The sequence below is a fragment of the Mycobacterium sp. Panama NTM2 genome, assembly GCF_054355555.1.
Genome location: NZ_CM135953.1, coordinates 4737841 through 4749606 on the forward strand (window position 1 = coordinate 4737841; position 11766 = coordinate 4749606).

The following is an 11766-nucleotide window of genomic DNA, read 5'->3' on the forward strand; positions in this document are numbered from 1 at the left end:
GCTAGCGGCACATCTCGTCGATCTTCGTCGCGGTGTCCTGCGCGCTCTGCTGCCGCTGGGCCTGGGCGGGGTCGTCGCCGGGGGCGCCGGCAAGCTGGCCCATGCCGATGTAGGTGAGATCGTTGGCGAACGACCGCACCGCGTCGGCCAGATCACCGGGCACAGCGGCGTTGAGCCGGGAGAGCAGGTACTGGCCGCCTCCGAGTGTGGCGAGCCGCGCATTCGCGGCCACTGCCTGACGAGCGACCTTGTCGGTGCCGAGATTCGCGTTGGTCTGCAGTGACACCGCGTTGCGCACCGTGGTGAACGCCTGACAGATCTCGGTCTTGGCGTCACCGGTGGACGGGAGCGCAGCGGTGTTCGCGCTGTCGGTCGACGACGGGCGCAGCAGCCCCCATGCGGCGAGGGCAAGCGCGACGACGGCGACGACGAGCGCGGCCGGGGCCATCCACGCCGGTTTGGTGTCAGACATGCCAGCGATGATAGACCATCCAATCAGGTTGGCAGCCAGCGACTTTGACGAGAGCGCACAGCAATCAGCCGGGTGCCGACCGTGGTCGACACCCGGCTGATGCTCAACCGTGCCGGTTAGGTCGAGGCACCGGTCCCACTGCCGGTGCCGTCGGCGCCGTCGTTGCCGGACTTTCCGGCGAAGCCGCCGCCGCCGCCGGTGCCACCGGCACCGCCCTTGCCGGTGCCGGTTGCGGACGTGCCGTTGCCACCCTTGCCGCCGTCGCCGCCCTTACCGACGATGCCGGTCGCGCCACCGCCGTCGCCGCCGTCACCGCCGGTCGCGTCTCCCCCGGCCGCGCCGGCGTTGCCGCCTGCGCCGCCGGCGCCGGCCTGGCCGTTCTTGGTACTGCCGCCGGAACCACCGTCGCCACCGTAGGTGTCGTTGTCGTTGTTGCCGGTCGCGGCGCCACCGGTGCCACCGGCACCGCCGGTGCCGTTCTCCGAGCGACCGCCGGAACCACCGTTACCACCGACGGCGATCTCGTCGGTGCCCGTGGTGTCGGCGCTGCCGCCGTTGCCACCGTTACCGGCGGTGGTCTTGCCGACCTCACCGCCGTCGCCACCGGCGCCGCCCTTGCCGCCCTGCGACGAGCCGTTGGCGGAGGCGGCGCTGCCACCGTTGCCACCGTTGCCGCCCTTGCCGCCCCATCGGCCACCGGAGCCGCCGGCACCACCGTTACCGCCGAAGGCGTTGTTGACGGCGGACTCGTCCTTGTCCTTGGTTGCCGGGTCGTCGACGACGTTGGCGGTGTTGTTCACACCCTTGCCGCCGTTACCACCGTTGCCGCCGTTGCCACCGAACTTGCCGCCGGCGCCACCCGCGCCGCCGGCGCCGCCGTTGCATGCAGCGCCGGTGCAGTCAGCGGCCGCGTCGACACCGTCGCCGCCGTTACCGCCGTTGCCGAACCACTTGCCCGCGTTCCCACCGGAGCCGCCATTGGCCCCGTTTCCGCCGTTGCCGCCCAGCAGACCGGCGTCGCCGCCGTTGCACGCGGCGCCGGTGCAGTCGGCGGCGGCGTCGACACCGTCTCCATAGAGCCAGCCGCCCTCACCGATCATCGGCCGCAGCGCAGGCTTCACCGGGGCGCTCGGGGCGTCGGCCGCGTTGACCTTCTTGCTCTTATGGCCGACCTGCGCCCACCACAGCACGTGCTCGTCGTTCACGAGTTGGATCTGATGCGTCACCTGCGCCGGCGCGGCGTCGTAGTCCAGCATCAGCGTGCCGATGCCGGCCATCGCGACGCTGGTCACGCCCGCAGTGACCCCCGCCGCGAGATAGGTGCGCACCGACATCGACCGTGCGCCGCTCTTGGAGTGCTTGCCCATGAAAAATGATCCCCTGTTCGTGATCGAAATCCCCGTCAGCCGGGGACGATAGTCCGTCGGGGGCCCGTTCCGACGTCAATCACGAGATTTGCTGCTCGCGGTCGTGTCGGCATGCCCGTTGCGCTCGATGCCGCCAGCTCAGTTCGACTGTCCGCTAAGGCCGAAGCCACCTCATCGAACAAATTGGTGCGCGGGGGTGCTTCTGGGAGCTGTTAGGTTGCTCGTGAGGTGTATCTCGCTGCTCGCCCAAAGAAAGTCGGGAGGACAATCCAGTGAAATTCAAGCCCGCAGTGATCGCTGCCGCCGCAGCGGCTGCGATCGGCGTTTCCGGGGCACCGATCGCGTCGGCTGACGCGGAGGTGCAGTACCTCGGCCAGCCCGGTGAACTCGTCAACGGCAACGTCGTGCAGCACTGGACGATCACCGGCCTCAAGCCCAGCAGCGACATGATCCCCTATCAGGCCGTCGGCACGCTGTGGGAAGCCACCGCCACCGACGAAGCGATCGCCGGGTCGGTCACACCCATCGTGTCCAATCTCAATGCGCGCGCCCGCAACGGTGACACCTACCGGGTGCTGTTCACCGTGGCCGCACCTCAGGGCGTGAACCCCTCGACGCTGGCGCAGGGCGAGAAGACCACCGGCAAGATCTACTTCGACGTGACAGGTGAAAAGCCCGACAGCGTCTTCTATTCCGACGGCGGTCCCGACCAGCTGCTGCTGTGGGTGGAGCCCCCGCCGCCACCGCCGGCGCCCGCAACGGGCGGCTACAGCGCCCCTGCATCGTCGGGCTCCACGTCCTCCGGCGCCGCCGAGACGGCCACCCCGGAGACCGCTACCACGTCGACGCCGCCCACCCCGGGCGCAGCTCCTGCCTCGGCCACCGAGACGCCCGCCCCCGTGCCTGCGGGCAGCGCGGGCACACCGCTGCCGCAGGGCAGCTCGGGCACTCCGTTGCCTGCGGGTAGCGCCGGGACACCGCTGCCGGCGGGTGAGGCCGGAACTCCGATGCCCGCCGAGATGGCTCCGGCCAGCCCCGCTCCGGTGCCCGCCGCGGCCACTCCGGCGCCGGCACCCGCCGCAGTGAGCCCGGCGCCTCAGGGCAGTTCGGGCACCCCGCTGCCCGAAGGCAGCAGCGGTAGCCCCGCACCGATGCAGAGCCCGGCCACGACCACCGTCGTGGTGCCCCCGCCGTCCTGACAGCACCTCAGCTGGTGGGCCGCGAACTCCGCTAGGAGTGCGATGCCCACCAGGTGTAGAGCTGGACCATGTTGGGGCCCGTCGGCCCGGACTGCACCTGACTGATCAGCAGGTTCGCGTCGGTGCTCCAGCCGACCGTCGGCTTGCTCTGCTGGAATCCGCACACCAGCGTTCCCGCTGTCTGCTGCGGGGTCGCGTTGCGCCGCCACGGTCCAGGCGACTGGATGTTGCCCGGGCAATCGACCACCGATGACGTGGCCACGATGTTGTCGAACAGGTCCTCGGCGGCAGCCTTGTCGGTAGCCAGCGTGTAGGTGGCCGTCAGCGGACCACCGGCATCGGTGTTCTGGCCACAGCTGACCTGGGCCAGTGCCCCCTGCGCGGGCACCACCGTCTCACAGGAGTCCGGGGCGTACCCCGGCGGCAGCATCCGCATCAACCGTGCCTGCGCCTGTTCGGGAGTCTCCGTCGGCGACGTCGCCGCAGCAGCACCGTCCGCGGCATCCGAGCCCTGCGACGACGGCCAGAACAGCCACGCGAGGACCCCGAGCCCGACCACTGCGACGGTGGCGACCGCAATCAGAACCAACGGCCGGTTGTTGCGGTGCACGGGCCGTGGATTCACCGACAGCGGGGCATCGAACCGACGATCCGCCCGCGCCGACGGCGGCACAGGCGAGCCGATCTGCAGCGGCCCGGTGTCCTCGTCGTCGGGTTGCGGCGCGTCGGAACTCATTCCGTCAAGGTTAGATGACGTTCCGCACGCGGTGTAGGACCGTTCGGCGTGGCATCAAGGCCATCGAATACGCGTCGAGGCGTGGCGCCGCCCATCGAAGCTTGACAGAATCCCGGTGTGGGGGAAACACCTCGAGGGGGAACATCACGCTGCGGTGGCCACTGATGTGTGGCATCTGCGGCATCTGGAGTGACGGTGAGCTCGACGCGCGCTCGCAGCGACTCGAGCGCATGCTGACGACGATCGTGCACCGTGGCCCTGACGGCGACGGAAGCTTTCACCGACATCGGATTTCGATGGGAATGCGCCGGTTGGCGATCATCGACCTGAGCGGCGGCGACCAACCGATCTTCAACGAGGACGGCACGGTCGCCGTCGTCTTCAACGGCGAGATCTACAACTTTCGCGAACTGCGGACCGAGCTCGAGCGCCACGGCCACCGGTTCACAACTCACTGCGACACAGAGGTTCTCGTCCACGGATACGAGGAGTGGGGCGATGACGTGCTCCATCGACTCGTGGGCATGTTCGCGGTGGCGCTGTGGGACGACAACCGTCGCCGGCTCCTCGTGGCCCGCGACCGCTTCGGCAAGAAGCCGCTGTACTACTCACGCAGGGGCGGTGAGGTCGTCTTCGGCTCGGAGATCAAAGCCCTACTGGCCGCGGGTGTTTCTGCAGAGGTGGATGACGAAGCGCTGCAGGCCTATCTGACTCTGCGTTATGTCCCGAACCCGCGGACCCTTTTCCGATCCGTCCGGCAACTCCCCCCCGGCCACAAGATGATCATCAGCGATGACGGGTTGTCCATCGAGCGCTGGTGGCGGCTGCGCTATGACGAAAAAGCGTCGATCACCATCGGCGAGGCCGCAGACGAGGCGGAGGGTCTGATGCGCACCGCCGTTGAGCGTCGCCTCGTCAGCGATGTGCCGCTCGGGTGTTTCCTGTCCGGCGGACTGGACTCGAGCACCGTGCTGTCGTTCATGTCGGAGCTCTGCGACGAGCCGGTGCAGACCTTTTCGGTGGGCTTCGACCAGAGTTGGGCAGGCGACGAGTTGGCAACCGCCCGCGCGACGGCCGAGACGTTGCGGACCCGCCACCACGAGACGCGACTCGGGCCCGACGAATTCCTTCGGCTCATGCCGCAGGCGATCTGGCATCGCGACGAACCGTTGGCCGAACCGTCCGAGATCCCGCTGCTCGCGCTGTCTCGCCTGGCACGGGAACACGTGACGGTGGTCCTGTCCGGGGAGGGTGGCGACGAACTCTTCGGTGGTTATCCGAAGTATCGCGTTGACGCCTTGCTTCATCGCGCAGGGTCGCCCGCCCGTGCCCTCCTCGGCGAAGAACGGCTGAACACCTTGGCCGCGTGGCATCGGTTACCGCGCCGGGCTCGAATGGCACTCAGAGCTCTGGCGTCCGGGACACCTGACGATCGGTGGCCGGCGTGGTTCGGCGCCGACCCCGTGGCCGGGCTCTCGGACAACGACCTGCGCCCGCTGGCAGCTGCTTTGGCGGACATCGACCCCACCATGAGCTCCCTCGATCGCATGCTGGCGCTGGACGTGGAGAGCTATCTCGCGGACAACCTTCTCGTCCGGGGCGACAAGATGACCATGGCGGCATCCATCGAGGGACGGATGCCGCTGCTCGACCACGAGCTCGCCGAATTCGCGGCTCGCCTCCCCGGTGAACTCAAAGCCTCGCCGCGACGCACTAAGATCGTCATCCGCGAGATCGCCAGCCGGCGCCTGCCGGCTGAGCTGCTGTCGCGCAAGAAGATCGGTTTTGCGGTGCCCATCGGACCGTGGTTTCGCGGCGGGCTCGGAGATGCATTGGAGCGGCTCACACTCGGGCCCGAAGCGCGGCCTGACCCGCTGGTGGACCCCGACCGCGTGCGGCATGCTCTCGCACTGCACCGCGCCGGTCGCTACGACTTCGGCAAGGAGCTCTGGAGCGTCCTCACGCTCGACGTCTGGGCGCGAATCTTCCTCGACGGAGCCGAGCCGGCGAGTCTGGTCCTGCAGAGCTGAGCGGCACTCGTCTACGGATCACAGACCATTCTCGTCGATGGCCGCCCGGAACCCGGTGTGGTAGACGATTCCTGTGGGCTGCATGGCTTCTCGGTAGTAACCCTCTTTGTAATAGCAGTTCGTCGAACCGGGGACCAGCGTGCTCAGAGCGAGGGTATCCGAGCCGCCGGCGAACAGTTGACGAACACCGTTGTGCCACAGACGTATCCACCCCACACTTGGGTCGGTCGACCACTTCACCTGCATGATCACGTCATGCCACCTGCCGACGTCCAACGGCGTCTCGAAGACGGTGTAATCGCGCACGTACACCCCCGGGCGGGTCTGCTCGTCGACGACAAGAGACCAGAAGCCGTTCCTGGCGCCCACACCCCACTCGAACCCGGCACTCCCCACGCTGGAGTCGGGATGCCATCCGTTCGTGACACCCCAGCCCAGATCGGCGTGGTTCTGCGGGAAAGTGGGATCGAACATCGTGGAGAAGCGGTACCACCGGACCTGCCCCTCCGTACCGCCTGTCTGACCCTGGTCAGAACCGACGTCCGAGCGCTCCCCTCCGGCGAAGCCGGGCCAGTCTCCTGCCCGCACCTCGAATCGCGCCGCCCGCCCTTTCACAGGATCGTTGACCACGGTGGCGGAATACGTCGGCCGGTAGTCTGCCCCGGGTCCGTTGAATGACTTGTTCTGCACACTCGACCACTGGCTGAAGTCACCCGTCGAGTAGTCGCCGGTGAACATCGTCTGCGACGCAGCCTCCGGCAGCGCTTGTCCACTCACACACCCCGCGATGACCGCCAGAGACGTGACCAGTGCGACGAGTGAGATCCTGCGACATTGCGCCATGGCAGTTCCTTTCACCGATCTACGCGCTTCGATTCCGCATTTGACGTGCGACCGTGGAGATCTCATGCCACGCCGAGGGAACGAACCAGGAGAGTCCGACCGCACAGAGAGCGAGGTATCCCGCGGCCTCCAGAGCCAGGAGCGGCGCGGCAACGAAAACCGTGCGCTCGTCGACATGAATGAGCAGGTGCTCGATGAGGCCGACGCCGACGGCCGGCGCAGCTGCCACCAATACCGGTGGACCCAGCAAGCGGACGAGCTCGCCGATGGTCAGGCCGACCGGCCGACGCGCCAGCAGCAGGCTGAGAAATCCTGCCGCAAGCGTTGACAACGACAGGGCCAGGCCCACTCCGGCGAGGCCCAGGGGCAGCAGAGCGAACAGCAGTCCGAGGCCGAGTGCCGTACTGACGATCGTCACCCAGTGCAGGGGCGCAGTGCGCCCGACACCTTTGATCGATTCCATGCCGACGGCCATCATCGCCACTCCGGGTCCGATCCCGGCCAGCGCCACGAGCATGACGCCTGCGCCCCTCCACTTCTCGCCCAGCAGCACCACCACCGCAGGCTCCCCGATTGCGATGATCAAGCAGGCCACCGGCAGGGTCAGACACCACAGCACCTGGAGGGCACGGCGGAACGCCGAACGCAACCGCGCCGGGTCGCCGGCCAGCCGGGAGAAGGCCGGAAACAACACGTAGGATGCGACGTCGATCACCGCGACCTCCGGCAGAGCACCCAGCCGGCGACCGTAGCGGTAAAAACCCAACGCGGTCGGGTTCAGGGCACCTCCCACGATGGCCGTCTCGATCATGTCCCTGGCCCGGTTGACGATCGTCCACGTGACCAACGGCAGCGAGAAGGCTGTCAACTCCCGCCACACCGCCAGCGAGGGGCGCCCCCGCGCTACGGAGCGGAAACCGGCCAGGGTCCACGTCGCGACAAGCCAGGCCGCGACCGAGCAGTAGGAGCCGATGACCAGACCCCACACGCCGAAGCCGTTGGCGCACAGCGTCACCGATGTGACGGCGAAGGTCACCACGATGACGGGTTGGACGATGTACCTGGCCCGGAAGTCGAAGCGACGTTGCAACAGGGCATCCGGCACATAGGTCAAGGCGTGCAAGACGATGGAGCCCGCCGAGACGGCGCAGATCGATCCCACGATCGCGCTCCCGAACAGTCTTCCGATCAACGGCGCACAGGCCACCGCCACGAGCGCCCATGCCAGACCGGTCGACAAGGTCGCCCAGAACACCGTGACCGTCGCGTCGTGGAGCCTGCCCTCGCGTTGCACCAGTGCATTGGCCAGTCCGCCCTCTGCGAATGTGATCAGGAAGCTGGAAAGCACCGTACCGGCTGCGAACCAGCCGACCTCCTCCGGCGAGAGCAGCCGAGCCAGGACGAGGGTCTGAACGAGGGATACGAGTTGGGTGAACACCAGCATCGCCGTCGATATCGCCGCACCGCGACGCAGCGTGCCCGCCATCGAACCCGGCCCGCTGAGATCTGGCGTGTCGACATCAGCCCCGGAGGTGCCAGTCACCGTCGACCTCGTCCCGCGGTGACATCGCCCCCATCGACCATGGTCCGCCACGGTCGACCGACCACGTCCCAGCGGTAATGCTCGTGAAGCAGCGCATTGGCGTTGGTGCGCAATCGAAGTCGGCAGTCCGCGTCATCGAGCAGTTCCAGCACCGCCGCGGCGAACTCCCGGCTCTCCTCGGCGATGACGAGGTGCTCCCCGTTGCGGACCGCACTGAGCGCCTCGACCCCGAGGGGCGTCGAGACCACCACGACACCGAGACCGAAGGCCTCGAGCACCTTGTTCTTGACCCCGCTTCCGGTCTGCATGGGGTTGATCATCACGGGGTAGCGCGACACCGTGGATCGCAGGTCCGGCACGAAACCAGCCAACCGAACCAGAGGTTCGCGTTCAGCGAGCTCGACCAACCACGGCGGGGCATTGCGTCCCACGACCTCGACAGCTACCGCGGCATCACGCAATGTGGGGAACCACACGTCGTCGAAGAAGTACGCGAGCGCATCCGCATTGGGCGCGAAGTCCAGGTTGCCCCAGAACACCACGGCGCGGCGGTCCGCCGGCGGTGGCATCGCGGCGAGATAGCTCTCGTCGACGCCGTTGGGCACGGTTTGCACGTTCGACGCGGTGCCGCTGAGGGCGATGATGTGCGTCGTGTCGGCGTCGCTGGCGGTGACCACCCGGTCGAACAGCTGCGGCAGCCGCGCTTCCGTGCGGCGGGCCCGGATCAGATCGATTGCGTCCTGCCACCGTCGGCTACGGAAGCCGCCGGCGTATCCGAAGGCGCGGCTGCGCCGCAGTGCCATGCTGTCGCAGACGTCGAGCACGGCGTGTTCGACGTCGATGTCGGCGACCAATTCGACAAGTTCCTCCCCGAACACCACGATCTGCGAGATCGCGTACTCGACGATCAGGGCTTCGAGTCGTTGCCGTACGGCGGAGAATTCTCTGGCCCGACTGTGCCGCAGATAGTGGAGATCGTCGAGGCGGAAGTGCCGGCGCGGTGAGAGTGGACCGGTCAGCATCGGTCCGCACTCGGTGACACTGGTGAACAGAGTCGATCGGTCGATCGTCGACGGTCGCTCAGGAGGAGAATGCAGCGGGGCTACGAACAGATGCCGCTCGTCGGGAATGAGCGCGCAGAGCTGCGCGATCCTCAGATCGGTTCCGTTGGACATGGTGTCCACGCGTGTCGCTGTCACGATGAGCGTCGTCACGTCCGCCCACTCCACGACTTGTGGCCGGTCACGGCGAGCGCCGGCTCCGGTCCGCCATGGTCCGCGGTGCGTCGTCGCGCGCCGGATCTGCGCCGGCGGCGTGGTCGCAGAGCCAGGCCCGATGTTCTGCGGACGAACTGCGGGAAAGTCTGATGCGGCGAAACACCGATCCGGGGCAACAGGAAGGGATCTGATCCGGAGTCCGCGAACCCTTCGATGGTGGACAGCGCCCACCGGATACCGTTCCGCTCCAGTGCTTGCCGAGTACGTTCGTCGATGTCCTGCTCGCCGCCGTTGGGATAGGCGAAGATCGTCGGCGTCCGACCGGTGTTGATTCTCAATGCCCGGCACGACTCTGCGACCTCGAATTCCACCTTGGCGTCGTCGCAGCGCGCGAGAATAGGGTGCGTCACGCTGTGCGGGTGCAGGCTCACCAGCCCGTCGCAGGCGAGATCACCGGCCTCCGGCCAGGACAGCAGTCGGAAGAGCTCACCGCCGGCGGCGCAGTCTTGACCGAGAGCCTCGAGGACGGTCCGCATTTCGGCGAGACGTTGCGCATCCGGCAGTTCCTTGAGCCGCGCGATGGTGACATCGCGTGCGGCGGCGCGGTCGATGTCTGCCGTCACGGGGCGTGTCCCGAGACCCAACGAGGAGAGGTCGACCTCGGATCGGGTCGTCTGCGCGAATGCCAACCACAGGCGGTCAGCCCACAGCAATTCCGCGGTGCCCATGGGACCCGTGGCGAGGAACACCGCTGCCGGCACACCGAGGTCGCGCAGGACGGGTGCGGCATGGGTCAGCAGGTTGGCTGTGCCGTCGTCGAAGGTCACCACCGCGGCCCGCCGCGGCAGCGATCCGTCACCGAGCCGCTCGAGCGCCTCTGCAAGCGGCAGGACATGGTAGCGACGGCGCAGCCACGTCAGGTTTCGCCGCAGTGCCGCAGCGTCGATCACCCAGTCGCACGGAGGGCTGGGTGGCTCCGCCTCCACGCCATGGAACATGAGAATGACAAGCTGACGGGAGTGTATCCGGCGGGCCACTGCCGCCATCCCGCTGACGCACAACAGTTTCGATGCCAGTTCGTCGATGCTGGTCATCATTTCGCCCTCACGACAACACTTCTCGATACGCTGCCACGGTCTTCTCCGCGACAGCCGCTGCCGTGAAGCGGTCGACGGCGACCTCATGTGCCCGCCAACCCATCCGTAGAGCCAGGGCCTGATCGCCGAGGAGCCTCACCATCCCGTCGGCGAGTGCCGGCTCGTCGTCAGGGTCGACCAGGAAGCCCGTCTCGTCATCGCTCACCATGTCGGTCACCCCACCCACGCGGCTCGCGATCACGGGCTTGCCGGCCGCCATGGCTTGGGCCAGGATCGTAGGGGCGTTCTCCTCCCGAGAGAACAGTGCCACGGCTCGGGCAGCAGCGATCTCTTCGCGCATGCGCTCGACCCCGACCAGGTCGGCGATCTCGACACAGCCGCGCAGGCCGAGATCCTCGACCCTGTTGCGGACAGCTCGCAGGTAATCGGGGTCAGGGTGGGGACCGACGAGCGTCAGCGTCGCTGACGGCACGAACGCCCGTGCCAGGGCGAACGCGTTGATGACTCCGATCGGATTCTTGCGCTCGGTGAAAACCCCGGCGTAGAGAATGTGGGGTCGCGTGAGCCCCGATGGTGCCAGGCTGAAGAACTCCCCACCGATCGGATTGGCTATCAGCACCCGTTCGCCCTGCATGGGTACGTCGAGGATCCTCGCATCCCAATTCGAGATCGATATGACGAGTCTCGCGCGGCGGAGCACCGACTGCTGCATTCTGCGCATGAGGCCGTCCCGCAGCACTCGACGCAGGCACCGCATGCCGTGCCCCTCAGAGCTCATGTCGGACAGCAGGAGCCCGTGGACAGTGACCGCGGTCTTCGGGCTGCAGCGCAGCGCGATGGCGCCGCTCAATCCGACTTCTTGGCCGTGCACCACATCTGGGTGAAGCCGTCGCACCAGTCGGCGTGCTCTGCACAGGTCGAGATAGGAGCCGGTGAGGGTGCGTAACCACCGCTGACTGCGTACGTAGTGAACGTCCACCTTGTCCCCCTCCCGACGGAAGGGCACGGGCGCGTCACCGTCGTGAAAACGCACCACGGTGATGCTCTCGACGTCGTCCCGTTCTGCCAGCGCCGGAACGAGAACGCTGGTGACCGCTTCGATGCCGCCGCGCACACGCCCCGGTTCGAGCGGGTAGGGACCGATCATCAGCACCCGCAGACCCGCTCGCCGGCCCGGCACACCGGTCCCGCCCGCATCCAGCGGGCGGGACCGGCGTCGGGGGCGGGTATTCGACGCGTCGGTGAGAGACAGGCTGTTCATG

The 11766-nt window shown here is 67.6% G+C and carries 10 protein-coding genes; 2 read left to right on the forward strand and 8 right to left on the reverse strand.

Translation table 11 applies throughout. The features are described 5' to 3' along the window. Position 1 precedes the first annotated feature (1 nt). Both ACXYX3_RS22720 and ACXYX3_RS22725 read right to left on the reverse strand, forming a co-directional pair. Positions 2 to 472: a hypothetical protein gene (locus ACXYX3_RS22720; RefSeq protein WP_458609096.1), complete on the reverse strand. Its 471-nt coding sequence runs from the start codon at positions 470 to 472 to the stop codon at positions 2 to 4. Positions 473 to 588: 116 nt separating this feature from the next. Continuing rightward, the gene (locus ACXYX3_RS22725; RefSeq protein WP_241205463.1) at positions 589 to 1839 is read right to left on the reverse strand and encodes a hypothetical protein; all 1251 of its coding nucleotides are present in this window, start codon (positions 1837 to 1839) and stop codon (positions 589 to 591) included. Positions 1840 to 2111: 272 nt separating this feature from the next. Here ACXYX3_RS22725 and ACXYX3_RS22730 point away from each other — a divergent pair, with 272 nt between their 5' ends. Then, the gene (locus ACXYX3_RS22730) at positions 2112 to 3038 is read left to right on the forward strand and encodes an MPT63 family protein (protein WP_458609097.1); all 927 of its coding nucleotides are present in this window, start codon (positions 2112 to 2114) and stop codon (positions 3036 to 3038) included. Positions 3039 to 3069: 31 nt separating this feature from the next. Here the strand turns inward: ACXYX3_RS22730 and ACXYX3_RS22735 are convergent, their stop codons facing one another. Beyond that, positions 3070 to 3774, reverse strand: a complete 705-nt coding sequence (locus ACXYX3_RS22735) for a hypothetical protein (RefSeq protein ID WP_241205461.1) — start codon at positions 3772 to 3774, stop codon at positions 3070 to 3072. 164 nt (positions 3775 to 3938) lie between these two features. On the opposite strand from ACXYX3_RS22735, the gene asnB reads away from it, so the two are divergent. Further along, positions 3939 to 5804 carry an asparagine synthase (glutamine-hydrolyzing) gene (gene asnB / locus ACXYX3_RS22740; RefSeq protein ID WP_458609098.1) on the forward strand — a complete coding sequence of 622 codons (1866 nt, stop codon included), beginning with the start codon at positions 3939 to 3941 and terminating at the stop codon, positions 5802 to 5804. Between the two features lie 18 nt (positions 5805 to 5822). Here the strand turns inward: asnB and ACXYX3_RS22745 are convergent, their stop codons facing one another. The 5 genes from ACXYX3_RS22745 to ACXYX3_RS22765 all read right to left on the reverse strand — a co-directional run bounded on the left by ACXYX3_RS22745 (position 5823) and on the right by ACXYX3_RS22765 (position 11765). Continuing rightward, positions 5823 to 6647, reverse strand: a complete 825-nt coding sequence (locus ACXYX3_RS22745) for a polysaccharide lyase family 20 protein (RefSeq protein WP_241205459.1) — start codon at positions 6645 to 6647, stop codon at positions 5823 to 5825. Between the two features lie 19 nt (positions 6648 to 6666). After that, the gene (locus ACXYX3_RS22750; protein ID WP_241205458.1) at positions 6667 to 8190 is read right to left on the reverse strand and encodes an oligosaccharide flippase family protein; all 1524 of its coding nucleotides are present in this window, start codon (positions 8188 to 8190) and stop codon (positions 6667 to 6669) included. Beyond that, on the reverse strand, positions 8187 to 9404 hold the full coding sequence (locus tag ACXYX3_RS22755) for a glycosyltransferase family 4 protein (protein WP_458609100.1): 1218 nt from the start codon (positions 9402 to 9404) through the stop codon (positions 8187 to 8189). Before ACXYX3_RS22755 ends, ACXYX3_RS22750 begins: the two co-directional genes overlap by 4 nt. Further along, positions 9401 to 10393 carry a polysaccharide deacetylase family protein gene (locus ACXYX3_RS22760; RefSeq protein ID WP_458609101.1) on the reverse strand — a complete coding sequence of 331 codons (993 nt, stop codon included), beginning with the start codon at positions 10391 to 10393 and terminating at the stop codon, positions 9401 to 9403. The genes ACXYX3_RS22755 and ACXYX3_RS22760 overlap by 4 nt, the downstream gene beginning before the upstream one ends. Before the next feature lie 118 nt (positions 10394 to 10511). Then, complete coding sequence (locus tag ACXYX3_RS22765; protein WP_458609102.1) at positions 10512 to 11765, reverse strand: glycosyltransferase family 4 protein; 1254 nt, start codon at positions 11763 to 11765, stop codon at positions 10512 to 10514. Position 11766: the final 1 nt, after the last annotated feature.

Coding starts and splice junctions, on each gene's coding strand:
- ACXYX3_RS22720 (WP_458609096.1), bottom strand. CDS start 472: ATGTCTGACACCAAACCGGCGTGGATGGCCCCGGCCGCGCTCGTCGTC.
- ACXYX3_RS22725 (WP_241205463.1), bottom strand. CDS start 1,839: ATGGGCAAGCACTCCAAGAGCGGCGCACGGTCGATGTCGGTGCGCACC.
- ACXYX3_RS22735 (WP_241205461.1), bottom strand. CDS start 3,774: ATGAGTTCCGACGCGCCGCAACCCGACGACGAGGACACCGGGCCGCTG.
- asnB (WP_458609098.1), top strand. CDS start 3,939: ATGTGTGGCATCTGCGGCATCTGGAGTGACGGTGAGCTCGACGCGCGC.
- ACXYX3_RS22745 (WP_241205459.1), bottom strand. CDS start 6,647: ATGGCGCAATGTCGCAGGATCTCACTCGTCGCACTGGTCACGTCTCTG.
- ACXYX3_RS22765 (WP_458609102.1), bottom strand. CDS start 11,765: ATGAACAGCCTGTCTCTCACCGACGCGTCGAATACCCGCCCCCGACGC.